The following is a 24,245-nucleotide window of genomic DNA, read 5'->3' on the forward strand; positions in this document are numbered from 1 at the left end:
GGCGATACGATCCGAAGGGGGCCCGCGCGGCCCCCTTCGACACCTGACCACCGGGCGCAAGACCCAGGGTTCAATAATCAAATTTGTTCGACGGGAATGACATGAGCGATACCACCGACACCGGCCCGGTGCTTGCCGCAGACGGCACACCGCTAAAGCGTAGCCTGAGACGCGCCCTGCGCGCGCAGAAGATACGGGCGCTCGCATTGATCGCGCCATTGCTGATCTTCGTGCTGGTCGCGTTCATCGCACCCATTGCGGACATGCTGTTCCGTTCCGTCGAGAACCAGATCGTCGGCAATACGGTACCCATGACGGTCGAGGAGTTGCGCGACTGGGACGGCGAAGCGGTGCCGGATGAGCAGGTCTTTCGCGCCATGTATTTCGATCTCTTCCTCGCCGCCGAGGCCAAGGAGCACACCAAGCTGGGCAGCCGCCTGAACTATGAGGAAAGCGGCGTGTCGTCGCTCTTTCGAACCACGGGCCGCGACGTGGACGACATGGGCGAGGTCTTTCAGGACGCATTTGAAGAGATCAGCTCCGACTTCGAAGAGGCGCAGGTCTGGTATGACATGATGTCGGGCGGCGATGGGGTCGAGGGTAACGAGCGCCTGCTGTCCAATCAGGTCGGTCGCCTGGAGCAACTCGAAACCGAGACCTATAGCGGCGATGTGGGCTTTGTCCCCGGCTCCGCGATCTCCGATATCCTGCCCAACACCGCGCGGGCCTATTCCGCCTTTGCCGCCTTCACTCATTTCGTCGATGAGGATGTCGTCGCCGAAGAAGAGCCGTGGGAGGCGGTCTATGCCGCGCTTGCGCTCGATCTCGAGGATCCCGGCACCGCGGCGGCATTGGCCAACTACGACGGCCCCGGCGCCGATTTGCTACGGCAGGCCGCAGCAACGGACATGCCAAAGGTCGATATGAAATCGGCCTTCATCGAGTCCAACAAGGACTGGAACCGTATCGAATATTGGAAGGTGATCAAGACCTACTCACCGCCCTACACCACTGGCTATTTCCTCAATGCCGTGGACATGGAAAAGACCGCCGAGGGCATCGCCCTGCGCGACGAGGACGAGCGCATCTATGGCATCCTCTTCAAGCGGACGATGTTCATGTCGATGGTCATCACCTGCAGCTGCATCGCACTGGGCTATCCGGTCGCGTGGATTCTCGCGAACCTGCCCGCCCGCACCGCGAATCTGCTGATGATCCTCGTGCTGTTGCCATTCTGGACCTCGCTTCTGGTTCGTACCAGCGCGTGGAAAATCATGCTGCAACAACAGGGGGTAATCAACGACACGCTGGTCTGGCTGGGCCTCGTCGCGGATGAAAGCCGTCTGGTGATGATCAACAACCAGTTCGGTACCATCGTGGCGATGACGCATATCCTGCTGCCCTTCATGATCCTGCCGATGTATTCGGTGATGCAGACCATCCCGCCCAGCTATCTGCGCGCGGCGAAATCCCTGGGGGCCACCAACTGGACGGCGTTCTGGCGGGTCTATTTCCCGCAATCGGTGCCGGGCATCGGGGCGGGGTCGATCCTCGTATTCATCCTTGCCATCGGTTACTATATCACGCCCGAGATCGTCGGCGGCACCACCGGCACCTTCATCTCGAACCGGATCGCCTATCACATCTCGACCTCGCTCAACTGGGGTCTGGCGGCGGCGCTCGGCTCGATCCTGCTGGCCGTGGTTCTGATCCTCTACTGGGCCTATGACAAGATTGTCGGCATCGACAACGTGAAGCTGGGGGGCTGAGCCATGAGCGCTATGACACTCACACCGATCGAAAAGAAACCGCTCTCCTTCGCTTTGCCGGTAATCGGTGCGGCGGGCGGCTTTGCCGGGCTTTTTGTCGGCACCGCGCATGGCTCGGGCCTTATGGGCATCGTGATCGGCGCGGTGGCGCTGATGGCGCTTGGCTTCGTCGCCTTGCAGATCCTCGGGCTGAACAAGGAAAAGCCTGTCCGCTGGGGCATCATCGTCCTCTTTACCGTTGTCGGTGTCCTGCTGGCGGGCTTGCCGGGCTTTGTGCTCGGGGTCCTGTCTGGGTGGTTCTTTTCTTGGTTCATCTACTGGATCGGCGAGGGGCGGTATCGCGCCAATCTCGCCCCCTACCTGACCGGCGGTCAGGTGCTGTGGCATTATGCCTTTCGCGTGCTCTGCGGCGCGATCTTCATCTTCCTGATCACGCCCATCCTCGTGGTCATGCCGCTCAGCTTCAACGCGCAGAACTTCTTTACCTTCACGCCGGAAATGCTGCGTTTTGATCCGGCGGGCTACAGTCTCAAGCATTACCATGATTTCTTCACCTCCAGCGGCTGGCAGCAGGCGCTGCGCAACTCGCTGGCCATCGCTCCGGTGGCGACGCTTATGTCAGTCAGTTTCGGCACGCTGGCCGCCATCGGCCTCAGTTCCGAGCATGTGCCGTTCCGCCGCGCGATCATGGCGATCCTGATTTCGCCGATGATCGTGCCGCTGATCATCTCGGCGGCGGGGATGTATTTCTTCTATAGCCGGATCGGATTGCAAGGCACCTATTTCGGCGTGGTGCTGGCGCATGCCGCGCTTGGCATCCCCTTTGTGATCATCACCGTGACGGCCACGCTGGTGGGCTTTGACCGTTCGCTCACCCGCGCGGCGGCCAATATGGGCGCTGACCCGGTGACGACGTTCTTCCGGGTGCAGATGCCGCTCATCCTGCCCGGCGTGATCTCGGGCGGCCTCTTCGCCTTCATCACCTCGTTCGACGAGGTTGTGGTGGTGCTCTTCGTCGGCTCGGCCAATCAGCAGACCCTGCCGTGGCGCATGTTCACCGGATTGCGCGAGCAGATTAGTCCGACCATTCTGGCGGTGGCAACAATCCTCGTGGTAATCTCGATCATCCTTCTCGCCACGCTTGAAATGCTGCGCCGCCGGTCCGAGCGTTTGCGCGGGATGAGCCCGGGCTAAGACGCCCTGCGATACACACAGCCAAGGCCCGGCGCATGACGTTGCGTCGGGCTTTTGCGTTCGCGGGCTTTCGGCATAGGCTCTGCCGCAGGAGGATGGGCGCATGCGCTATGATTACATCATCGTCGGCGGCGGCTCTGCCGGCTGCGTTCTGGCGGCACGGCTGAGCGAAGACCCCGCGGTCACGGTTTGCCTGATCGAGGCGGGCGGCTCTGGCCGCGACATCCTGATCCGCGCCCCCGCGCTGATGGCGGCGATGGTGTCCGGGCGGCCCCGCATCAACAACTGGGCGCTCAAGACGGTGCCACAGCCAGGCCTCAATGGGCGGCGCGGCTATCAGCCGCGCGGTCGCGCGCTTGGCGGGTCGAGCGCGATCAACGCCATGCTCTATGTGCGCGGGCATGCGCGCGACTATGACGAATGGGCCGATCTGGGCTGTGACGGCTGGGACTGGGATAGCGTGCTGCCGTGGTTCCGCCGGGCCGAGCGCAACGCCCGCCTGTCGGATGATCTGCACGGGCAGGACGGCCCGTTGCAGGTGACGGACCAGAACGCGCCGCGCGCCGTTTCGCAGGCCTTCATCGACGCGTGCGAAAGCCTGCAAATCCCCCGCAACACCGATTTCAACGGTGCCCGGCAGGAAGGCGCGGGTCTTTTTCAGGTGACGCAGTATTTCGATGGCCCCCACCGGGGCGAACGCTGCTCGGTCGCGGCGGCCTATCTCTTTCCCGCACGCGGGCGCACAAACCTGACCGTGATCCGCAATGCCATGGCCGAGCGTGTGCTCCTCGACGGCAAGCGCGCCACCGGCCTGCGCTATCGCCACAAAGGTCGCGTGCAACAGATGCAGGCCACGCGCGAGGTGATCCTCAGCAGCGGCGCCTTCGGCTCGCCGCATCTGTTGAAACTCTCAGGGATCGGTCCGGCAGAGGAATTGCAGGCCCATGGGATCACGCCCCTCCATGACCTGCCCGGCGTGGGCGAGAACCTTCAGGATCATCTCGATTACACCCTGCTGGAACAGTCGATCAACGATGATGTGATCAGCCTAGACCCAAAGGGGCTGTGGCGGATGGCGCGCGCAGGCCTCGACTGGCGCAAGACAGGGCAGGGCCATTTCACCACCCCCTATGGCGAGGCGGGGGCGTTCCTGCGCTCGAAACCGGGCCTTGACCGGCCCGATCTGCAATTGCATTTCGTGATTGGCGTGGTGGATGATCACATGCGCAAGCTGCATGTCCGGCCCGGCTATTCCTGCCATGTCTGCGTGCTGCGGCCCCATAGCCGGGGGCGCGTCACTCTGCGCTCGGCGCGCGCCGTAGACATGCCGCTGATCGACCCCGCCTTTCTCAGCGATCCGCGCGATCTCGACCTGCTCAAGCGCGGCGCGCGGCGGATGGACGAGATCCTGCGCGCCCCGCCGCTCGATACGTGGCGCAAGCAACGGCTCTATCCGCATGACGGGAGCGCGGCGGCATTGGAGGCTGACATCCGCGCGCGTGCCGACACGATCTATCACCCGGTGGGCACCTGCGCGATGGGACGGGACGCGATGGCGGTGGCCGACCACCAGGGGCGCGTGCACGGTATCGCGGGACTCCGCGTCGTGGATGCCTCGATCATGCCGCGCCTTGTCGGCGGCAACACCAACGCACCCACCGTCATGATCGCCGAAAAAATCGCCGGGGACATGACCGGGCGCAGGCCCGAAGGTCAGGCCCGGTAACGCGCCAGGAACATCTCGACCGTGCCATTGACCACCCGCTCGATATCGGCCTCGCGCACCTCGCCGCACATGCCGCAAAGCGAGCGGGTGAAGAGATCACCCTTGCACAGTTCACTGAACTGGTTGGCGGCCATATCCATGTCCTCGATCCGCAGCACCCCCGCCTCGACATAGGGTGTCAGAACCTTGCTCATGCGTTCGCGCACCAGCGCCGGGCCCGAGGCATAGAATCGCTTGCCCAACTCTGGAAAGCGGTGCGATTCCGACACGCAGATGCGAAACACCTGCTGGCCGAAATCCGACATGAAGAACCGCACGATCCGGTTTGCCGCCTCGTGCAGCACATGCTCGATCGGGGCACCCTTGCCGATCACTTGCAGCGCCTCTTCGGCCTGCCGGTTGCATTCGATCCGGGCCACTTCGGAAAACAGCAGCCGCTTGTCCGGGAAATAGCTGTAGAGCGTCGCCTTCGAGACCTGCGCCTCACGCGCGATCTCGTCGACGCTGGCCCCCTCGAACCCATCCCGCATGAAGATGCGCCGCGCCCCGTCAAGCACTTGATCGAACTTGCGCCCCTTCTTGATCTCCGCCACCGGTGCCGACATTCCACCCCTCCAGACAGGTCCGGACAGTGTAGTCGGGCCGGGCGGAGGTTCGCAAGCAGATCCGCGTTCGCGCTGGATGTGCGGGCCGCCAGACCGGCAGCCCGGCAGGGTTTACTTGGCGATCCCGCCCTGATCCTTGGTGACCGGCTGCGGTGCGGGGTCGGGATAGGTCAATGTCGGGGTGAGCGTGCTGGTGTTCACGCTGAAGGCCAACGCGGGGGCCGCGACAAGCGACAGCGACAGGGCGACGACGGCTAGGGTCTTTTTCATGGTCAACTCCACAATTGAACTAATCTGTTCAGTTTCTATCTAAACAGTTTAGTTCACTTATCAAGATGCAACTAAACACTTCCGTTCACTTTTTTCGCATGGCAAATCCCGGTTGAATATCATCCTCCATGGCGTAAGTTAGAATTATTCTAATTAGAGGCCAAACATGATTCCCGGTTTCTCTTCCCGCCGCCGCTTCAGGGACCTGTCCGAGCAGGAAATCCTCGCCCTCGCGATCTCGTCCGAGGAAGACGACGCGCGCATCTACCGCTCCTATGCCGAGATGCTGCGCGCCGACTATCCCGACAGCGCCGCCATGTTCGACGGCATGGCGCGCGAGGAAGACGGCCACCGCCAACGCCTGATCGAGTTGCACCGCTCTCGCTTTGGTGAGGTAATTCCGCTGATCCGCCGCGAACATGTGGCTGGCTTCTATGCCCGCCGCCCGATCTGGCTGGTGGAAAATCTCGGGATAGAGCGTATCCGCGACGAGGCCGAGGCGATGGAGCGCGACGCCGAAGCCTTCTACCTCAAGGCAGCGCAGCACAGCAGCGACGCCGCCACCCGCAAGCTGTTGGGCGATCTTGCCGCCGCCGAGGCGGGCCACCAGACCCGCGCCGAGGAGTTACAGCACCAGCATCTGGGCGACGACGCCCGCGATGCCGAGGATCGCACCGCCAAACGGCAATTCGTGTTGACATGGGTGCAACCGGGCCTTGCCGGTCTGATGGACGGCTCAGTTTCGACGCTGGCCCCTATCTTTGCCACCGCCTTTGCCACGCAGGACACCTGGACCACCTTTCTCGTCGGTCTGGCAGCCAGCATCGGGGCGGGGATCTCGATGGGCTTCACCGAGGCTGCCAGCGATGACGGAGAGCTTTCGGGCCGCGGTAGCCCGTTCAAGCGGGGGCTCTCCTCGGGCGTGATGACCACCGTGGGCGGGTTGGGCCATGCCCTGCCCTATCTCATCCCCGATTTTTGGACCGCCACGATCATCGCCTTTGTCGTCGTGTTCATAGAGCTTTGGGCGATTGCCTGGATCCAGAACAAGTACATGGAAACCCCGTTCTTTCGCGCCGCGTTCCAGGTCGTTCTCGGGGGGGCACTTGTCTTTGCCGCAGGCGTGTTAATCGGCAACGGCTAGCGGTGGTGTGGCGCCTGCCCTAGCGGCTGTACTTGATGAACGGCGTCAGCGTGCCCACCCGGTCGTAAAGCTGGCGTGCCTGCGCGTTGAAGTCCTGCGTCAGCCAATAGACCGACGGGCAACCATCGACATCCGCGCGCGCATAGACCGCCTCGATCAACGCCCGCCCCACGCCCAGGCCGCGTGCCTCCGGGGCGACAAAGAGATCCTGCAGGTAACAGACCTTCTCGACCCGCCAGTTATGCGGATGATAGATGGTATGCACCAGCCCCACCGCGCCCCCATCCTGCACGGCGATCAACCCGTTCTGATCGGGATGCGCCGCCGATGTCAGCCGGTCGAAGGTGACGTCATAGATGGCATCGGGCAAGGAGGTCTCGTAGAATGCCAGATAGGCCCGCCAGAGCGGGGCCCATGCGGGCTTGTCGCCGGTCTCGATTGGGCGGACGGTCAACGCCATGGTCTCTCTCCTCAGTGATCGACGCGCGCCATCTTGCGCGACCCGGGCTGGCAAGACCAGAGCCGATCCGCACGCCTTCCCGGCATTTTTTCGCCGATCGGGTTGTCACCCTCGCCCCGCTCCCCCACGTTGCTGCAGGCGTCCCGCGCTCGCCGCAGGACATCAGACCACTCAACAGGAGACCGATTTGACCTTCAAGACCAAGCTTGCCACGCTGCTCGGCGCCGCCGCCCTCGCCTTCACAACCCCACTCGCCGCGCAACAGGCGCAATCGACAGATGTGCCGGAAATCGCGGCCGAAGACGTCTCCGACACCCAGGTCGAGGCCTTTGTCGAAGCGATCCTCGCGGTCGAGCAGGTGCGCGACGAATACACCCCGCAGATCGAGGCCGCCGCAGACGAGGCCGCGCAAAAGGACCTCGTGGAAGAGGCGAACGAGGCCGCCTTCTCCGCTGTGGGCGAGGTCGAGAATATGGATATCGACAGCTATATCGCCATTGCCAACGCCGCCGGTGAAGACGAGACGCTCAATCAGCGCATCATCGCCCGCATCACCGAACTGCGCGAAGAGTGACGCGCGCGGTGGCGGCGGATCACTCCGCCGCCACCGCGCGCGGATCGGCCAGCGCCACGATATCCATCATGATGGTGTTGAGCTCGAAATCCTTGGGCGTATAGACCCGCGCCACGCCCATTTCGCGCAACCGGCGGGCATCGTCCTCGGGGATGATACCGCCGACGATCACCGGCACATGGGCAAGCCCCGCGTTGCGCATCCGCTCCATCAGGTCTTCCATCAGCGGGATGTGCGATCCCGACAGGATCGACAGCCCGACCACATGCGCGCCCTCGTCCTGCGCGGCGCTGACGACCTGTTCGGGCGTCAGGCGGATGCCCTCATAGCCGATATCCATCCCGCAATCCCGCGCACGGAAGGCGATCTGCTCGGCCCCGTTGGAATGGCCGTCGAGCCCCGGCTTGCCAACAAGGAATTTCAGGCGCCGCCCGAGGCTGTCGCTCACCGCGTCCACGGCATCGCGGATCTCATCCAGCCCCTCGGTCATGTTCGACGGGCTGCGCGAGACGCCGGTGGGCCCGCGATACTCGCCGTGAATGGCGCGCATCTGCTCGGCCCATTCCCCCGTCGTCACGCCCGCCTTCGCCGCCGCGATGGAGGCGGGCATGATGTTCTCCCCGGCCTCTGCCGCCGCCCGCAAATCCGCAAGCGCCGCCCTGACCGCGCCTGTGTCGCGTGCCTGCCGCCACTCCTCCAGCCGTCCGATCTGCTCGGCCTCGACGGCCGGATCGACCACCATGATCCCGCCATCCTCGGTCTGCAATGGCGAGGGCTCGCCCTCCTGCCACTTGTTCACGCCGACAACCACCGTCTCGTTGCGCTCGATCCGGCCAAGCCGCTCGGCATTGCTGTCCACGAGCCGCGATTTCATGTACTCGATGGCCGAGACCGCGCCGCCCATGCTGTCGAGACCCGCCAATTCATGCCGCGCGCCGTCTTTCAGCGCCTCGACCTTGGCATCCACCGCCAGGTTCCCCTCGAAAAGGTCGTCGAATTCCAGAAGGTCCGTCTCATAGGCCAGGATCTGCTGCATCCGCATCGACCATTGCTGATCCCAGGGGCGCGGCAGGCCGAGCGCCTCGTTCCATGCCGGTAGCTGCACCGCCCGCGCACGTGCCTTTTTTGACAGCGTCACCGCCAGCATCTCGATCAGGATGCGGTAGACGTTGTTCTCGGGTTGCTGTTCGGTCAGGCCAAGCGAGTTGACCTGCACGCCGTAGCGGAAGCGGCGGAACTTGGGGTCCTCGACGCCGTAGCGCTCTTGCAAAATCTCGTCCCACAGATCGACAAAGGCGCGCATCTTGCACATTTCGGTGACGAACCGGATGCCCGCGTTGACAAAGAACGAAATCCGCCCGGCGAGGATCGGGAAATCTTCTTCCGGCACGCGCGGCTGCAACTCGTCCAGCACCGCCACGGCGGTAGCGAGCGCAAAGGCCAGCTCCTGCTCGGGCGTGGCCCCGGCCTCTTGCAGGTGGTAGGAACAGACATTCATCGGGTTCCATTTGGGCACATGCTTGTAGCAGTATTCGGCCACGTCGCCGATCATCTTCAGGCTGGGTTTCGGCGGGCAGATATATGTGCCGCGGGACAGGTATTCCTTGATCAGGTCGTTCTGCACCGTGCCTTGCAGGGCGGTGGTGTCGGCGCCCTGCTCCTCGGCCACGGCAATATAGAGCGACAGCAGCCACGGCGCCGTGGCATTGATCGTCATCGAGGTGTTCATCTGATCAAGCGGAATCTGATCGAAGAGCGCGCGCATGTCGCCCAGATGACAGACCGGCACGCCGACCTTGCCGACCTCGCCCCGCGCCAGCACGTGATCGCTGTCATAGCCCGTTTGCGTCGGCAGATCGAAGGCCACCGACAGCCCGGTCTGCCCGCGCGCGAGGTTCGAGCGGTAAAGCGCGTTCGAGGCCTGCGCCGTCGAATGGCCCGCATAGGTACGGATGAGCCATGGACGATCGGCTTGGCGATCGGACTTACCGAACTGCGTGTCTTTCTGCATCTGCGTCATGTACGAGCCTCGTGAATCAGGTTGCGCAATTTTCTTACGTTAGTCGCAATTTAACGGCAACAAACTGGCGCTGTCAATTCGCTGCATCGCGGCATATGCGCCGGGCTATCCCCTCGTTCATTCACCCCTCACCCTCTGACTTGATCCGAGGGTCTCCTCGCCCAGAGATCCTCGGATCAAGTCAGAGAATGACGAAGAGGGGCCATTTACCGTGCCTGCGTTCCCTGCTTATCTGGCGCAATGACACAAACGGTGGACATGCCCCTCTGGGCGCTACTCTTGTTGATCGCCTTCGCGGGCGTGACATTTGCGTCGCATTTCCTCTTCCCCTCCGTCCGCTGGTTCTTTCGCCGCCGGATGGAGCGCGCCGTTGCTCGGCTCAACGAGCGGCTGGAGAGACCCATCGAGCCGTTCAAGCTGGCGCGCCGCTATGACATGATCCAGCGCCTGATCTATGACCCCGAGATCAGCCGCGCCATCGCCGAGCATGCCCGCAAGGAAGGCATCCCCGAGAACGTGGCGTTCGAGCAGGCCAAAGGCTATGCGCGCGAGATCGTGCCGAGTTTTTCGGCTACAGCCTATTTCGGCATCGCAATCAAGCTTGCCAAATGGCTCAGCCGCGCGCTCTACCGCGTGCGGCTCGGGCATTTCGACAAGACGCTGACCGGCATCGACCGCGACGCGACGGTGGTCTTCGTGATGAACCATCGCTCCAACATGGATTACGTTCTGGTCACGTGGCTCGCCGCCGAACGCTCGGCGCTCTCTTACGCTGTGGGGGAATGGGCGCGGGTGTGGCCGCTCAGCCGACTGATCAAGGCTATGGGGGCCTACTTTATCCGCCGCAAATCGCGCGGCGCGCTCTATCGCCGGGTGCTGGCGCGCTATGTAGGCATGGCCACCGATGGCGGCGTCACTCAGGCGTTGTTCCCCGAGGGCGGGCTGAGCCTGAATGGCGGCTTGCAGGAACCGCGCTTGGGGCTGCTGAAATATCTTGTCGAGGAGCGCGAACCTGACGCGCGCGATGTGGTCTTTGTCCCCGTGGCGCTCAATTACGACCGGGTGTTCGAGGATCGGCTGCTGGTCGCCGCAGATCAGGCGGGCGGGCGGCGCTTTCCGGCACGGATCAGCGTGATCGCGCGGTTCATTCTGCATCAGGGCTGGCTCAAGCTGCGGGGCAAATACCACCGACACGGATATGCCGCCGTCAGTTTTGGCGCGCCGATGTCGCTGCGGGCCTATCAGGCGGATCACCCGGCGGGCGGGGTCGAGGGGCTGGCGCAGGCGCTGATGACGCGGATCGGGGCCGAGGTGCCGGTGCTGCCGGTGCCGCTGGTGGCGCGCGCGCTGTTGCTGGCCAAAGAGCCGCTGAGCCGCGCGGCGCTAGATGCCCGCGTGGCGGAGATGCTGGCGGCGGCACCGCGCGCCCATCTGCACCTGCCGCGCGACGATCTGGAATACGCGATCCGGTTCGGGCTCACGGTGCTGCGCAAGCGGGGGATGATCAGGGAGCATCACGGAGCGTTCGTTGTCAACGAGACCGAGCGCCCACTGCTGACGTATTATGCGTCCTCAATCGCCCATCTTTTTCGCGGGTGCAGCGCGGATTGAGCGATTTTTCTGCACTCGCTCGGTCATAAAATTACAAAAATCGAACCACAGCTATTGCAATATTACTTATTCCTCAGTACCCCAAGGTCAGAGCGCCGCGATTCTGCGCTGCGGCAGAGATCACAGGAGGCTAGCATGGCTTTGGATAACGAAACGGGCATCGCGCCCTATGACGCACCGGAAAAGGACCTTTACGAGGTCGGTGAAATGCCCCCGCTCGGCTATGTGCCCAAGCATATGTATGCCTGGGCGATCCGCCGCGAACGGCATGGCGAGCCGGAAACCTCATTCCAGCAAGAGGTGGTCGATACATGGGAGATCGACAGCCACGAGGTGCTGGTTCTGGTGATGGCGGCGGGCGTCAACTATAACGGCGTCTGGGCTGGTCTCGGGCAGCCGATCAGCCCGTTTGACGGCCACGGCGCGGACTATCACATCGCCGGATCCGACGCGGCGGGCATCGTCTGGAAAGTGGGCGAGAAGGTCAAGCGCTGGAAGGTCGGCGACGAGGTAGTGATCCATTGCAATCAAGACGATGGCGACGACGAAGAGTGCAACGGCGGCGACCCGATGTTCTCGCCCACGCAGCGGATCTGGGGTTACGAGACGCCGGACGGCTCGTTCTCGCAATTCACCCGCGTGCAGGCGCAGCAGTTGATGCCGCGCCCCAAGCACCTGACATGGGAGGAAAGTGCCTGCTACACGCTGACGCTCGCCACCGCCTACCGGATGCTCTTCGGTCACGCGCCGCATGACCTCAAGCCGGGGCAGAACGTGCTCGTGTGGGGTGCCTCGGGTGGCCTCGGCTCCTATGCGATCCAACTTGCCAATACCGCCGGGGCAAATGCCATCGGCGTCATCTCGGACGAGAGCAAGCGGCAGTTCGTTCTGGACCAGGGTGCCAAGGGCGTCATCAATCGCAAGGAGTTCAACTGCTGGGGTCAGCTGCCCAAGGTGAACACGCCGGAATACAATGAATGGCTCAAGGAAGCGCGGAAATTCGGCAAGGCAATCTGGGACATCACCGGCAAGGGCGTCAGCGTCGACATGGTGTTCGAGCATCCCGGCGAGGCGACCTTTCCAGTTTCGTCGCTCGTGTGCAAGAAGGGCGGCATGGTGGTGATCTGTGCGGGCACCAGCGGGTTCAACTGCACCTTCGACGTGCGCTACATGTGGATGCACCAGAAGCGCCTGCAAGGCAGCCACTTCGCCCATCTCAAGCAGGCGGCGGCGGCCAACAAGCTGATGGTCGAGCGGCGGCTCGATCCCTGCATGTCCGAGGTGTTCCCTTGGAACGAGATTCCGCAGGCGCATACCAAGATGCTGAACAACGAACACAAGCCCGGAAATATGGCGGTGCTGGTTCAGGCCCCGCGCACCGGGCTGCGCACGGTCGAGGACGTGATCGAGGCCGGTCGGGGCTAAGCATCCCCACCGCCAATGAAAAGGCCCGCGGGAGGTGTCCACCGCGGGCCTTTTTTGTGGGTCGTTCTGACCTCAGAGCGCGAGATTGGGGATGATCTGCTTTTTGCGGGACATCACGCCGGGCAGCACCACGGCATCGCCCGCCACGCTCGCGCCAAAGCTTTTCTCGGCCAAGGTCTTGACCAGATCGTTCGGCACCAGCAGCGTCGCCTCTTCATTCAGGATATCCACCACGAACAAGAGCACCTGATCGACGCCATCCTCGGCAGCGACGGTGGTCATGCTGTCCATCAGGCTCGTCTTGCGGTCGAGCACAGTGGCGGGGGCGGTCGTCTCAAGCACGCTGACGCGGAATTTCTTGCCGCCGACCGCGTATTCCTTGGAATCCATTCGCAGCAGTTCGGCGTCGGAAAAGGCCGACACGTCGGATTTCGCGGCAAACATCTCGGCGGCATAATCGGGGATTGAAATCCCGAGATCGGCGGCGAGGCGCTCGGCCACGGCGCGGTCATGGTCGGTCGTGGTGGGCGAGCGGAATTCCAGCGTGTCGCTGAGGATGCAGGTCAGTGCCGCGCCCTTGGCCCAGTCGGGCATCTTCGCGGCATCGTCGCCCATCAGGTCGACCATGATCGTCGCGGTGCACGCGAGCGGGCGGATGGTGATGTCGATCGGACCCTTGGTTTCCAGGCCGCCGACCAGCTTGTGATGGTCGATGATCGCCTGCACGTCGGCGCCGTTGATATTGGCGGGCAGTTCAGCCGGGTTGTTGGTGTCCACCACGACGCAAGCCTGACCGTCCTCGACATTCGAGATGATGCGCGGCTTGGGCAGGTCCCATTTGGTCAGCAGGAAGGCGGCTTCGGTGTTCGGCTCGCCCAGCAGGACGGCCTCGGCGTCGCCGCCTTTCAACTCGTTGAGATACCACGCCCAGAGGATGGGCGATCCGGTGGAATCGGTGTCGGGGGATTTGTGGCCGAAAACAAGGGTGGTCATGATGCGTGTCCTTAATGATCGTGAAAGGCTTCGGCGCGCCTTATAGGCGTGCGCGCGAGGTTTGTCACCCATTGATGCTGCACTGCGGCAATCGAGGCGCTCCGCCGTCACCCTCGGATTTGATCCGAGGGTCTCTGGCGGCGGAGATCCACTGGTCAAGCCAGAGGATGACGGGCAGAGAGGCACAGGCGAGTCGATCACAGCAGGTAGGGCGGGTCATGCCACAGGCATGCCTCGGGCATGACCACTGCGCGGCGGTGCCTGCGGCACCTCGATTCCGCGCATTGGTGCCAGATGCGAAAGTCCGCTTCCAGACCAGATCCCGACCTTGGATTACAGCTCGGGCACGGGCGAAATTGAACGCCTTGATCCGATGGTGAGGATTTTCGCGCCCATGGGTGTTGACTCGGCTATGCGCGATCCCTACCTATGCGCCGTTAGCACTGACCCAAGGGGAGTGCTAACGATCCCCGAGTAGGGATCAATAGGGAGTAACTTTGAGCCAAGGAGCCTCAGAGATGGCATTTAAACCGCTGCATGACCGCGTGCTTGTCCGCCGCGTTGAAAGCGAAGAGAAAACCGCCGGGGGCCTGATCATCCCCGAGACCGCCAAGGAAAAGCCCCAGCAGGGCCAGGTGGTTTCCGTCGGTGACGGCGCGCGCAAGGACAATGGCGAGCTGATCGAGATGGCCGTGAAGGCTGGCGACACCATTCTGTTCGGCAAATGGTCCGGGACCGAAGTCACGATCGACGGCGAAGAGCTGCTGATCATGAAAGAAAGCGACATTCTGGGCATCATCGACGCTGATCAGGCCGCCAAGGCCGCCTGAACGCCGCGATTCGTCTGACCCGGAACAACAAGATATCAGGAGTATCCGAACATGGCTGCTAAAGACGTACGATTTGATACCGACGCCCGCAACCGCATGCTGCGCGGCGTCAACACCCTGGCCGACGCGGTCAAGGTAACGCTCGGCCCCAAGGGCCGCAACGTGGTGCTGGAAAAGAGCTTCGGCTCGCCGCGCATCACCAAGGACGGTGTGTCTGTCGCCAAAGAAATCGAGCTGGAAGACAAGTTCGAGAACATGGGCGCGCAGATGGTGAAAGAAGTCGCCAGCCGCACCAATGACGAGGCCGGCGACGGCACCACCACCGCCACCGTGCTGGCCCAGGCCATCGTGAAAGAGGGCGTCAAGGCCGTATCCGCTGGCATGAACCCGATGGATCTCAAGCGCGGCATCGATCTCGCGACCACCAAGGTCGTCGAGCACATCAAGGCTGCGGCTCGCAAGGTCGAAAACTCCGACGAAGTTGCTCAGGTCGGCACGATCTCGGCCAATGGCGAAGTCGAAATCGGCCGTCAGATCGCGGATGCGATGCAGAAGGTCGGCAACGAGGGTGTGATCACCGTCGAAGAGAACAAGGGCCTCGAGACCGAGACCGACGTGGTCGAGGGCATGCAGTTCGACCGCGGCTATCTGAGCCCCTATTTCGTGACCAACTCCGACAAGATGATCGCCGAGCTTGATGACTGCCTCATCCTGCTGCACGAGAAGAAACTCTCGAGCCTCCAGCCGATGGTGCCGCTGCTCGAGCAGGTGATCCAGAGCCAGAAGCCGCTGCTGATCATTGCCGAAGACGTCGAAGGCGAAGCCCTCGCAACTCTCGTGGTGAACAAGCTGCGCGGCGGCCTCAAGATCGCGGCTGTCAAGGCACCGGGCTTTGGCGACCGTCGCAAGGCCATGCTGCAGGATATCGCGATCCTGACCGGTGGTCAGGTGATCTCGGAAGATCTGGGCATGAAGCTTGAATCCGTGACCATGGATATGCTGGGCAGCGCCAAGACCGTCAACATCACCAAGGACGAAACCACCATCGTGGACGGCCATGGCGAGAAGGCGGAAATCGAAGCACGTGTCGCGCAGATCCGTCAGCAGATCGAGGACACCACCTCGGATTACGACCGCGAAAAGCTGCAGGAACGTGTGGCCAAGCTGGCCGGTGGTGTGGCCGTGATCCGCGTTGGCGGCATGACCGAAACCGAGGTGAAAGAGCGCAAGGACCGCGTCGATGACGCGCTGAACGCCACCCGGGCTGCCGTGCAGGAAGGTATCGTCGTCGGCGGCGGTGTCAGCCTCGTGCAGGGTGCCAAGTCGCTCGAAGGTCTGACCGGCGACAACAGCGACCAGAACGCGGGCATCATGATCGTGCGTCGCGCGCTCGAAGCGCCGCTGCGCCAGATCGCCGAGAATGCCGGTGTCGATGGTTCGGTCGTTGCGGGCAAGATCCGCGAGAGCGAAGATCTCAAGTTCGGCTACAACGCGCAGACCGACGAATATGGCGACATGTTCAAGTTCGGCGTGATCGACCCGGCCAAGGTTGTCCGCACCGCGCTCGAGGATGCCTCCTCGATCGCTGGCCTGCTGATCACCACCGAGGCGATGGTGGCTGACAAGCCCCAGAAAGAAGGCGCCGCTAGCGGCGGCGGCATGCCCGACATGGGCGGCATGGGCGGCATGATGTAAATCATCCCCCCGGCCTTTACAGCCAAGGAAAGGGTCGCGCGGTGCGCGGCCCTTTTGCGTTGAAGGTCGTGGTTTTGAGTATTTCTGGAAAGATGAAGAGGTGGCGTCAGCCTTCTTCGGCCAGAAGTGCGCGCAACCCGTGGCGATAATCGGGATGGATCAGGCGTAGGCCCAGATCCTCCTTGATCCGTCGGTTCGAGACACGTTTCGATTCCGCGTAAAAGGAGCGCGCCATCGGGCTCATTTCGGCATCCTCGAAGGGGATCGCTTCGGGCACGGCCACGCCCAGCAATTCGGCAGCATGGGCGATGACGTCCTGCGGCGGGGCCGGGTCGTCATCGCAGATGTTGTAGGCGCTGCCGGGAGACGGCGAGGTGAACGAAGCCTCCAGCGCCTGCGCGATATCGTCGACATGGATGCGGCTGAACACCTGCCCCGACTTTATGATGCGCCGCGCGTTGCCCTGCCGCACCTTTTCAAACGGGCCGCGCCCGGGGCCGTAAATGCCCGCAAGGCGAAAGATATGCAGCGGCAGGCCGGGGATCGCCTGCCATTCGGCCTCGGCCTTGACGCGCAGTTGGCCGCGCTTGGTGGAGGGGGTGAGGGGCGTGTCCTCATTCACCCATCCCCCCTGATGATCGCCATAGACCCCGGTGGTCGAGAGGTATCCGGCCCATGTGAGGTGCTGCGCGATGGCGGCGATCTCCTCGCGCCAGCGCGCCAGAACCGGGTCACCCGCCTCGGACGGGCCTGCGGAACTCAGCAGATGGGTGGCCTCGTGCAGGGCGGCTGTCAGATCGTCCCCATCCCACAGAACCGGGATGACCCCCTCAGCGCGCAAGACCTCTGCCTTGTCGGCATCGCGGGTGGTGCCATAGATGCGCCAGCCCTGCGGCAAGAGCCGCGCAGCGAGGGCGCGGGCGCAATAGCCGTGGCCGAAGGAGAAAAGAACCTTGTTCATGCCCATTACATGGCGCGCGCCATCCGGAATGGCAAGGTTTCGCCGGTGTCGGGTGAAGCCTCTGGTATGGCGCGGCGCGCGCAGGCATTGTTCTCGCAAACCCATACCGGAGCCGCCATGCCCCCTCCCACGCGCCGCCTTGTCCTCGGCCTCCTCCTCGCAGCCCCGCTCGCCGCCTGCGCCACACCGCAGGAGGTCAGCCGCAGCGCCCCCTCCGAGCTGCCGCTTCATCCCAACGAGACACCGGAGCTGCGCCACCTGATCAACCGCTACGCCGATCACTACGAGCTGCCGCGCCGCCTCGTGCACCGGCTTGCGATCCGCGAGAGCTCGCACCGCCCCTGGGCGCGCAACGGGCCGTATTACGGCCTCTTGCAAATCCTGCCACAGACCGCGCACACCATGGGCCATCGCGGCCCGCCCGAGGCGTTGCTGGATGCTGAAACCAACCTGAAATACGGCCTCAAATACCTGCGCGGCGCCTATCTGGTGGCCGACGGTGACCCGGATGAGGCCATCGGCTGGTACGCGCGCGGCTATTACTACGAGGCCAAGCGCAAGGGGCTGCTGGTCGAGACCGGTCTGCGCCCGGCCTGACGCCTCACCAATCCATCACCACCTTGCCGGAATTGCCCGAGATCATCGCGGCAAACCCGGCCTCGAAATCGTCGATCCCGATCCGGTGGGTGATCAGCCCGCGCACATCGAGACCGGACTGCACAAGTGCTATCATCTTGTACCAGGTCTCGAACATCTCGCGGCCGTAGATACCCTTGATATGCAGCATCTTGAAGATCACCGCGTTCCAATCCACCGCGAATTCCGTAGGGGCAATGCCCAAGAGCGCGACCTTCCCGCCATTGTTCATCCGCGCGATCATCTGCTGCATCGCCGCCGAGGCCCCCGACATCTCCAGCCCTACGTCGAACCCCTCGGTCATACCGATCTCGTCCATCACGTCGCGCAACTGCCGATTGCCCACATCGACCACATGCTGCACCCCCATCCGGCGCGCCAGATCGAGCCGGTAAGGGTTGATATCGGTGATCACCACCTTGCGCGCCCCCGCCTTCTGCGCCACCAGCGCGCCCATGATCCCGATCGGTCCGGCACCTGTTACCAGCACATCCTCCCCCACCAGATCGAAACTCAGCGCGGTATGCACCGCATTGCCGAAGGGATCAAAAATCGCCGCGACCTCGTCGGGGATGTCCTCGGGAATAGGCACCACGTTCATTTCGGGAATACAGACATATTCGGCAAAACTTCCGGGCCGGTTCACCCCCACACCCTTGGTATTGCGGCACAGATGCCCCCGCCCCGCGCGGCAGTTGCGGCACGCCCCACAGACGATATGCCCCTCGCCCGAAACGCGCTGCCCGATCTGGTATTTCACCGCCGCAGCCCCGCAATCGACGATCTCGCCGACGAATTCATGCCCAACCACCATCGGCACCGGCACCGTCTTGGCGCTGAATTCATCCCATTTCCAGATATGCACATCGGTGCCGCAAATCGCAGATTTCTTCACCTTGATCAGCACATCCGTCGGCCCCGGCTCGGGCACCGGGACGTATTCCATCCACAGCCCCGGCTCGGGGCGCGCCTTGACCAGCGCCTTCATCTCATTCCGCATTGCCCTGCCTCCACAAATCGGTGCTCAGATATTTCAAACCACTGTCGCAAACCACGAAGGTGACACAGCCACCCCGCTCCGGCCCCCGCAACAGCCCGATCGCCGCCGCCAGATTGGCCCCGGCAGAGTAACCGCCAAAAATTCCCTCGGTCCGGGCCAGCAGCCGCGCATGCTCCGCCGCCTCGGCTCCCGTGATCGTCACATCCCCCGCCAGATCGACCCCGCGCAGGTGCGTGAGGTCCGGCATCGAGTATCCACCGCCCTGTATCGGATGATCCGCCCGATCAGGATGCACCGCGTAACAGCGCACGCCAAGCGGCGCAAAGAACCGCGCCGCGCCGCCGATAGTGCCGCCAGAGCCGACGAAATCGCAGAACGCCGTCACCGTATGGCCCGACTGCTCCCAGATTTCGGGCGCGGTGCCGCGCGCGTGCGCTTCGGGGTTGCCCTCTCGCGCGAACTGATCCGCCCGAAACGCGGCACGGTCCGTCGTGATCCGCCGCGCCGCCTCCTCGACCAGCGCCAGATCCGCCCCCGACACCTCGCCGGGCTTTGCGCCCTCGGCTTGGCGAACCAGCACCACCTCCGCGCCAAGGCCGCGCATCATCCGCGCCCGCTCCTCGGAATTGCCAACGCTCATCACCGCGACAAAGGGATGCCCCAGCACCGCACAGACAATCGCCAGCCCGGTGCCCATGTTGCCCGAGGTCAGTTCGACCACCACCTGCCCGTCGCTCAACTCGCCGCTCGCGCGCGCCGCCTCGATGATCGCCCGCGCCGCACGGTCCTTCTTGGAAAACCCGGGGGTAAGATAATCGAGCTTGGCCAGCAGACAGCCGTCCAGACCCAAAGCGGCACTGATCCGGCGTAACTCGACCAGCGGCGTGTCGCCAATCGCCTCGATCACCGACGGCAGCGGCGTCATGCAATGACCCCCAACTCGCGCCCGACCGACTCAAAAGCATCAATCGCTCGGTCCAGCATGTCGCGGTTCAGCGCGGCACTCATCTGCGTGCGGATCCGGTCCTGTCCCTTCGGCACCACCGGGAAGGAAAACGCCGTCACGTAGACGCCCCGCGCGTTCAGCTTGGCTGCCATCGCCTGCGCCAGTTTCGGGTCGCGCAGCATCACCGGGATGATCGCGTGCTCACCGGGCAGCAACTCAAACCCCAGCGCGCCCATCCGCTCCCGAAAATACGCCGCATTCTCCCACAGTCGCGCCCGCAGCACCGCGCCGTCCTCCAGCATATCAAAGACCTTGAGCGACGCGCCTGCAATCACCGGTGCCAGCGTGTTGGAAAAGAGATAAGGCCGCGAGCGTTGCCTCAACCAGTCCACAACCCGCGCCGAGGCCGCCGTATACCCGCCCGAGGCCCCGCCCAGCGCCTTGCCCAGCGTGCCGGTCAGGATATCCACCCGGTCCATCACCCCGAAATGCTCAGGCGTGCCACGCCCTGTTGCACCCACGAACCCCGTGGCATGGCAATCATCCACCATCACCATGGCGTCATACCGCTCCGCCAGGTCACAGATCTCATCCAGGGGCGCGTAATACCCATCCATCGAGAACACGCCGTCAGTGGCGATCAGTCGATGTCGCGCCCCCGTCGCCTCCTGCAAACACCGCTCCAGATCCGCCATGTCGCGATTGCCGTAGCGATACCGCTGCGCCTTGCATAGCCGCACCCCGTCGATGATGCTCGCATGGTTGAGCGCATCCGAGATAATCGCATCCTCCGGCCCCAATATCGTCTCGAACAAACCGGTATTGGCATCAAACGCGGCAGCATAGAGGATCGCATCCTCTTGCCCCAAAAACCCGGCAATCCGCGCCTCCAGCGCCTTATGCTCTTCCTGCGTGCCGCAGATGAACCGGACGCTCGCCATGCCGAACCCGTAGCGGTCGAGCGCGTCATGCGCCGCCGCGATCACTTGGCGGTCATCCGCCAGCCCAAGGTAATTGTTGGCGCAAAGGTTCACCACCTCAGCCCCACCCGCAAGCCGCACCTCGCCGGATTGCATCGAGGCGATCACCCGCTCAGTCTTGTAAAGCCCGTCCTCCCGCAGCCCATCCAGCCGCCCGGCCATATCCGCATCAAACCGATCCCGTGCCGTCATGATCCCCTCCAATTCACCGTTCCCGAAATCCTCCGGGGCGTGCGCCGCCTCTTTCAGACGGCAATCCGTGGCCGTCCACTTGCCTCTACCACAATCTCCGCTTCCAGAAACACCCGCCGTGCCTCGGCCTGCGCCTCTTTGACGTGGCGCGCGGCGGTGACATGGATATCCACCGCCCCCGCCGCCTCGGCCTCGGCGCGCGCCTCCACGCGCAGTGCCGCCTCCAGCGCCGCCATCGCCGCGTCAGAGGCCGCATAATCCTCCGGCCCACTCTCCAGATGCACACGGTATTTACCCTCGGATGGCGAGGTGACCGTGCCGCCGCGCCGGATCGTCACCCGCCCCACGACAGCACCGATGGCATTGGCAACCCCGGCATGCTCGGGCAGGATCATCCCGCAGCCCAGCCGCTCCCCCACCGCCGGGTAATAGCACGCCGCCGAGGCCCCCAGCCCAACCACCGGCACGCCCAACCCGGCATCAAGCCGCACCAGCCCGTGATGCCGGTCCAGCCCCTTCTGCATCAGCACATGCCCCGCCAAAACCTCGGGCGGCAGACCGAATTCCATGTCATCCTCGGCAAAAGCAGTCTCTAACAAGGCCAAGCTCGTCTGATGCGTCAGCCGGTCCACGATCATCCGCGCCAGCACCTCCGGCCCTTCCGCCAGTCGGTTGCCTGATCCCGTCCGCTTGCGTGCCACCAGGTCCAGCGCCATGCGCGCCGCCTCGCTGTCCCAGCCCGCCTGCCGCCCCAGAACATGGCTTGCATCCGACGGCGTGACCCCCGCCACCTGCACCAGCCCGCGCCGCACCAGCCGCGCCAGCGCCGCATTGTCCATCCGCGAGTGCAGCACCTTACCCACAGGCAGAACATCGTCCCTGATCCGGCCCAAAAGTACCATTTCGCGCTCGCCCAGCCCCCCGGCCTCGATCCCCGGCACCGCTCTCACGAACCGCGCGTCATGCTCGCCGGGCGCGCTCGCGCGCAACTGATCCTCCAGCGCGGTATGCACCGCCGCGCCCGCCTCCATCGCAATCAGGCTCACCGGCACAACCCGGCGCGGGCCCAGGATCACACCGCCCTGCAGCCCGGCATCGCTCACATGCACCTCGCTGTCACCGCCAAGGCCGAAGGTGCGCATCGCCACTGCCTCGACCATGGTGCGCCACGGCCCCACCCGCGCGCCTTGCGGATCAATCGCAGGCCGCCCGTCGGTCAACACCGCCACATCGGTCGTCGTACCGCCGATATCCGACACCAGCGCATGATCCGCCCCGGTCATCCAGCGCGCCCCCACGATGCTCGCCGCAGGACCGCTCAGGATCGTCTCGATCGGCCGTTCGCGCGCCTGATCGGCACTGATCAGGGCCCCGTCGCCGCGCACCACCATCAACGGCGCGGAGATGCCCAGATCGCGCAACTTGCCCTCTGCCCGATCAATCAACCGCGCGATCATCGCGATCAACCGCGCGTTCAAGAGCGCCGTCAGCGCCCGCTTCGGCCCATTGAGCTTGGCCGACAGATGATGCGACAGGCTCACCGGCTTGCCGGTGAGCTCGCGGATCATCTCCGCCGCCTCCAGCTCATGCGCAGGGTTGCGGGTGGCGAACAGCGACGCCACCGCATAGGCAGACGCGCCGGGATCAGTCTCCAACCACGCCAAAAGCGCATCTCGATCCAGTGCTGCAGCCTCGCCCCCGGCATGGTTATGCCCCCCCGCGATCACCAGGGCCGGATCACCGCCCAGCGCTTCGGCCAGCCCATGCGCCTGCAAATCCGCCGCGCGAAACCCGATATAGACCAGCCCGGCGCGCCCGCCCTGCCCCTCGACCAGCGCATTGGTGGCCAGCGTCGTCGACAGTGACGCCAGCCCGATCTCGGCCACATCCAAATCGCTCTCGGCCAGCACCGCCTCCACCGCAGCACCAATCCCCACCGCCAGATCCTGCCGCGTGGTCAGCGCCTTGGCACCAGCCACCACCTCGCGCTCATCCCGGATGAGCACGGCATCCGTATAGGTGCCGCCCGTGTCCACGCCCAGTGCTACTGCCATGCGTCCGCACTCCCGTTCCGCCTTGCCAACGGTGTAGCGGCTTTCGCGCGCTATGCCATCCCGTTTGCGTCACGATCCAGTCGTTTGACCGCCCAACGCGCCGCATCCGCCACCGTCGAATCGGTATCCTCGCAATGCCCGCGCGCCACCGCGCGCAACGACATATCCCCCGAATTGCCAATCGCATAGAGCACGTTGCGCAACAACCGCTCGTGCCCGATCCGCTTGATCGGACTGCCCGAAAACCGCGCCCGAAAACCGGAATCGTCCAGGCTTGCCAACTCCGCCAGCTTTGGCACCACCAGATCCGCGCGCGCGTGATACTTCACCTCCCGCGCCTCCGCCGCGAACTTGTTCCACGGACAGACCGCCAGACAATCGTCACAGCCATAGATCCGATTACCCAACATGGGCCGCAGCGCCTCATCGACCGGCCCTTTATGCTCGATCGTGAGATAGGAAATGCAACGCCGCGCATCCAGTTGATAGGGGGCTGGAAAGGCATCGGTCGGACAAATATCCAGACAGGCCCGGCAAGACCCGCAATGATCCACTTCCGCCGTATCAGTCTCTAAGTCCAGCGTTGTGAACACCGACCCGATAAAGAACCAGCTGCCCAGGTCCCGGCTCACCAGGTTGGTATGCTTGCCTTGCCAGCCGAGCCCGGCCGCTTCGCCCAGCGGCTTTTCGGGCACGGGGGCGGTATCGACAAACACCTTAACCTCGCCACCGCCCTCGGCAATCAGCCAACGCGCCAGCCGCTTCAGCCGCTTCTTGACCGTATCGTGATAATCCCTGTTTCGCGCATAAACCGAGACATTGCCACACTCCCGCCGCGCCAGCCCCGCCAGCGGATCCTCTTCGGGCGTATAACTCTCGCCCAGTACGATCACCGTGCGCGCCTCGGGCCAGAGCAGCTGCGGCGCACCCCGCCAATGGGCGCGCGCCTCCAGCCAGCCCATCTGCCCGTGATAGCCCCGCTCCAAAAACGCCGCCAGCCGCTCCGGCACGTGGCCCACATCCCACGGACGACACAGCCGACAGGCGTCGAACCCCTCGGCCCGTGCCTGCGCCATCAGTCTCTGTTTCAGCTGATCTTTCATTGTTCCGGCAAATACTCCCGGGTGAATTGGCCAAAGGCCAAGAGGGGCAGCGCCCCT

The 24,245-nt window shown here is 63.9% G+C and carries 21 protein-coding genes; 10 read left to right on the plus strand and 11 right to left on the minus strand.

Annotation, left to right across the window (positions count from 1 at the left end; translation table 11 throughout):
- Positions 1-101: 101 nt before the first annotated feature.
- The 3 genes from BHD06_RS12080 to BHD06_RS12090 all read left to right on the plus strand — a co-directional run bounded on the left by BHD06_RS12080 (position 102) and on the right by BHD06_RS12090 (position 4,689).
- Positions 102-1,769, plus strand: a complete 1,668-nt coding sequence (locus BHD06_RS12080) for an ABC transporter permease (protein ID WP_080457262.1) — start codon at positions 102-104, stop codon at positions 1,767-1,769.
- A gap of 3 nt (positions 1,770-1,772) precedes the next feature.
- A complete protein-coding gene (locus BHD06_RS12085; RefSeq protein ID WP_376764850.1) occupies positions 1,773-2,963 on the plus strand; it encodes an ABC transporter permease in 1,191 nt (396 codons plus the stop codon).
- Between the two features lie 103 nt (positions 2,964-3,066).
- The gene (locus BHD06_RS12090) at positions 3,067-4,689 is read left to right on the plus strand and encodes a GMC family oxidoreductase (RefSeq protein ID WP_080457264.1); all 1,623 of its coding nucleotides are present in this window, start codon (positions 3,067-3,069) and stop codon (positions 4,687-4,689) included.
- Here BHD06_RS12090 and BHD06_RS12095 read toward each other — a convergent pair.
- Together BHD06_RS12095 and BHD06_RS23755 are read right to left on the minus strand one after the other, a co-directional pair.
- Complete coding sequence (locus BHD06_RS12095) at positions 4,677-5,294, minus strand: TetR/AcrR family transcriptional regulator (protein ID WP_080457265.1); 618 nt, start codon at positions 5,292-5,294, stop codon at positions 4,677-4,679. The genes BHD06_RS12090 and BHD06_RS12095 overlap by 13 nt on opposite strands.
- Positions 5,295-5,405: 111 nt before the next feature.
- Positions 5,406-5,564 (minus strand): hypothetical protein, encoded by a 159-nt coding sequence (locus BHD06_RS23755; protein WP_176214338.1) that lies wholly within the window; start codon positions 5,562-5,564, stop codon positions 5,406-5,408.
- Between the two features lie 166 nt (positions 5,565-5,730).
- Here BHD06_RS23755 and mbfA point away from each other — a divergent pair, with 166 nt between their 5' ends.
- Positions 5,731-6,708, plus strand: coding sequence for an iron exporter MbfA (mbfA, locus tag BHD06_RS12100; protein ID WP_080457266.1), 978 nt, complete (start codon positions 5,731-5,733; stop codon positions 6,706-6,708).
- 19 nt (positions 6,709-6,727) lie between these two features.
- On the opposite strand, the gene BHD06_RS12105 is transcribed toward mbfA, so the two are convergent.
- Positions 6,728-7,168: a GNAT family N-acetyltransferase gene (locus BHD06_RS12105; RefSeq protein WP_080457267.1), complete on the minus strand. Its 441-nt coding sequence runs from the start codon at positions 7,166-7,168 to the stop codon at positions 6,728-6,730.
- 187 nt (positions 7,169-7,355) lie between these two features.
- Here BHD06_RS12105 and BHD06_RS23760 point away from each other — a divergent pair, with 187 nt between their 5' ends.
- Positions 7,356-7,742, plus strand: coding sequence for a DUF4168 domain-containing protein (locus BHD06_RS23760; RefSeq protein WP_176214341.1), 387 nt, complete (start codon positions 7,356-7,358; stop codon positions 7,740-7,742).
- 19 nt (positions 7,743-7,761) lie between these two features.
- Here the strand turns inward: BHD06_RS23760 and BHD06_RS12115 are convergent, their stop codons facing one another.
- Positions 7,762-9,762, minus strand: a complete 2,001-nt coding sequence (locus BHD06_RS12115) for a protein meaA (RefSeq protein WP_080457269.1) — start codon at positions 9,760-9,762, stop codon at positions 7,762-7,764.
- Positions 9,763-10,002: 240 nt separating this feature from the next.
- Here BHD06_RS12115 and BHD06_RS12120 point away from each other — a divergent pair, with 240 nt between their 5' ends.
- Positions 10,003-11,373 carry a 1-acyl-sn-glycerol-3-phosphate acyltransferase gene (locus BHD06_RS12120; RefSeq protein WP_080457270.1) on the plus strand — a complete coding sequence of 457 codons (1,371 nt, stop codon included), beginning with the start codon at positions 10,003-10,005 and terminating at the stop codon, positions 11,371-11,373.
- Positions 11,374-11,508: 135 nt separating this feature from the next.
- Positions 11,509-12,798 carry a crotonyl-CoA carboxylase/reductase gene (ccrA, locus tag BHD06_RS12125; protein ID WP_080457271.1) on the plus strand — a complete coding sequence of 430 codons (1,290 nt, stop codon included), beginning with the start codon at positions 11,509-11,511 and terminating at the stop codon, positions 12,796-12,798.
- A 72-nt stretch (positions 12,799-12,870) separates the two neighbouring features.
- Here the strand turns inward: ccrA and BHD06_RS12130 are convergent, their stop codons facing one another.
- Positions 12,871-13,791: a manganese-dependent inorganic pyrophosphatase gene (locus BHD06_RS12130; RefSeq protein ID WP_080457272.1), complete on the minus strand. Its 921-nt coding sequence runs from the start codon at positions 13,789-13,791 to the stop codon at positions 12,871-12,873.
- A gap of 518 nt (positions 13,792-14,309) precedes the next feature.
- On the opposite strand from BHD06_RS12130, the gene groES reads away from it, so the two are divergent.
- Entirely contained in the window at positions 14,310-14,621 is a 312-nt protein-coding gene (groES, locus tag BHD06_RS12135) for a co-chaperone GroES (RefSeq protein ID WP_050660995.1), read from the plus strand.
- A 51-nt stretch (positions 14,622-14,672) separates the two neighbouring features.
- Complete coding sequence (groL, locus tag BHD06_RS12140; RefSeq protein ID WP_080457273.1) at positions 14,673-16,316, plus strand: chaperonin GroEL; 1,644 nt, start codon at positions 14,673-14,675, stop codon at positions 16,314-16,316.
- Between the two features lie 106 nt (positions 16,317-16,422).
- On the opposite strand, the gene BHD06_RS12145 is transcribed toward groL, so the two are convergent.
- Positions 16,423-17,277 (minus strand): SDR family oxidoreductase, encoded by an 855-nt coding sequence (locus tag BHD06_RS12145; protein ID WP_080457337.1) that lies wholly within the window; start codon positions 17,275-17,277, stop codon positions 16,423-16,425.
- Here BHD06_RS12145 and BHD06_RS12150 point away from each other — a divergent pair.
- Positions 17,248-17,874: a transglycosylase SLT domain-containing protein gene (locus BHD06_RS12150; RefSeq protein WP_376764851.1), complete on the plus strand. Its 627-nt coding sequence runs from the start codon at positions 17,248-17,250 to the stop codon at positions 17,872-17,874. The two genes, BHD06_RS12145 and BHD06_RS12150, sit on opposite strands and share 30 nt — an antisense overlap.
- Positions 17,875-17,878: 4 nt before the next feature.
- On the opposite strand, the gene tdh is transcribed toward BHD06_RS12150, so the two are convergent.
- The 5 genes from tdh to queG are packed head-to-tail and all read right to left on the minus strand — an operon-like array spanning position 17,879 to position 24,188.
- Complete coding sequence (gene tdh, locus BHD06_RS12155) at positions 17,879-18,901, minus strand: L-threonine 3-dehydrogenase (RefSeq protein WP_217805668.1); 1,023 nt, start codon at positions 18,899-18,901, stop codon at positions 17,879-17,881.
- 1 nt (position 18,902) lies between these two features.
- A complete protein-coding gene (locus tag BHD06_RS12160; protein ID WP_080457275.1) occupies positions 18,903-19,838 on the minus strand; it encodes a PLP-dependent cysteine synthase family protein in 936 nt (311 codons plus the stop codon).
- Positions 19,835-21,031, minus strand: coding sequence for a glycine C-acetyltransferase (locus BHD06_RS12165; RefSeq protein WP_080457276.1), 1,197 nt, complete (start codon positions 21,029-21,031; stop codon positions 19,835-19,837). The genes BHD06_RS12160 and BHD06_RS12165 overlap by 4 nt, the downstream gene beginning before the upstream one ends.
- Positions 21,032-21,084: 53 nt before the next feature.
- Positions 21,085-23,085, minus strand: coding sequence for a hydantoinase/oxoprolinase N-terminal domain-containing protein (locus tag BHD06_RS12170; protein ID WP_080457277.1), 2,001 nt, complete (start codon positions 23,083-23,085; stop codon positions 21,085-21,087).
- Positions 23,086-23,135: 50 nt separating this feature from the next.
- Positions 23,136-24,188 carry a tRNA epoxyqueuosine(34) reductase QueG gene (queG, locus tag BHD06_RS12175; protein WP_080457278.1) on the minus strand — a complete coding sequence of 351 codons (1,053 nt, stop codon included), beginning with the start codon at positions 24,186-24,188 and terminating at the stop codon, positions 23,136-23,138.
- Positions 24,189-24,245 lie beyond the last annotated feature (57 nt).

Source organism: Roseovarius sp. A-2 (genome assembly GCF_002072155.1).
In the GTDB taxonomy this organism is placed as follows: domain Bacteria; phylum Pseudomonadota; class Alphaproteobacteria; order Rhodobacterales; family Rhodobacteraceae; genus Roseovarius.

Excerpts from the sequence above, each read along its gene's own strand:
- BHD06_RS12130 (WP_080457272.1), bottom strand. The coding sequence starts at position 13,791 with ATGACCACCCTTGTTTTCGGCCACAAATCCCCCGACACCGATTCCACC.
- BHD06_RS12120 (WP_080457270.1), top strand. The coding sequence starts at position 10,003 with ATGACACAAACGGTGGACATGCCCCTCTGGGCGCTACTCTTGTTGATC.
- groL (WP_080457273.1), top strand. The coding sequence starts at position 14,673 with ATGGCTGCTAAAGACGTACGATTTGATACCGACGCCCGCAACCGCATG.
- mbfA (WP_080457266.1), top strand. The coding sequence starts at position 5,731 with ATGATTCCCGGTTTCTCTTCCCGCCGCCGCTTCAGGGACCTGTCCGAG.
- BHD06_RS12165 (WP_080457276.1), bottom strand. The coding sequence starts at position 21,031 with ATGACGGCACGGGATCGGTTTGATGCGGATATGGCCGGGCGGCTGGAT.
- BHD06_RS12085 (WP_376764850.1), top strand. The coding sequence starts at position 1,773 with ATGAGCGCTATGACACTCACACCGATCGAAAAGAAACCGCTCTCCTTC.
- BHD06_RS12090 (WP_080457264.1), top strand. The coding sequence starts at position 3,067 with ATGCGCTATGATTACATCATCGTCGGCGGCGGCTCTGCCGGCTGCGTT.
- tdh (WP_217805668.1), bottom strand. The coding sequence starts at position 18,901 with ATGAAGGCGCTGGTCAAGGCGCGCCCCGAGCCGGGGCTGTGGATGGAA.
- BHD06_RS12170 (WP_080457277.1), bottom strand. The coding sequence starts at position 23,085 with ATGGCAGTAGCACTGGGCGTGGACACGGGCGGCACCTATACGGATGCC.
- BHD06_RS12105 (WP_080457267.1), bottom strand. The coding sequence starts at position 7,168 with ATGGCGTTGACCGTCCGCCCAATCGAGACCGGCGACAAGCCCGCATGG.
- BHD06_RS12095 (WP_080457265.1), bottom strand. The coding sequence starts at position 5,294 with ATGTCGGCACCGGTGGCGGAGATCAAGAAGGGGCGCAAGTTCGATCAA.
- BHD06_RS23755 (WP_176214338.1), bottom strand. The coding sequence starts at position 5,564 with ATGAAAAAGACCCTAGCCGTCGTCGCCCTGTCGCTGTCGCTTGTCGCG.
- BHD06_RS12160 (WP_080457275.1), bottom strand. The coding sequence starts at position 19,838 with ATGACGCCGCTGCCGTCGGTGATCGAGGCGATTGGCGACACGCCGCTG.
- groES (WP_050660995.1), top strand. The coding sequence starts at position 14,310 with ATGGCATTTAAACCGCTGCATGACCGCGTGCTTGTCCGCCGCGTTGAA.
- BHD06_RS12115 (WP_080457269.1), bottom strand. The coding sequence starts at position 9,762 with ATGACGCAGATGCAGAAAGACACGCAGTTCGGTAAGTCCGATCGCCAA.
- queG (WP_080457278.1), bottom strand. The coding sequence starts at position 24,188 with ATGAAAGATCAGCTGAAACAGAGACTGATGGCGCAGGCACGGGCCGAG.
- BHD06_RS12080 (WP_080457262.1), top strand. The coding sequence starts at position 102 with ATGAGCGATACCACCGACACCGGCCCGGTGCTTGCCGCAGACGGCACA.
- ccrA (WP_080457271.1), top strand. The coding sequence starts at position 11,509 with ATGGCTTTGGATAACGAAACGGGCATCGCGCCCTATGACGCACCGGAA.
- BHD06_RS12145 (WP_080457337.1), bottom strand. The coding sequence starts at position 17,277 with ATGAACAAGGTTCTTTTCTCCTTCGGCCACGGCTATTGCGCCCGCGCC.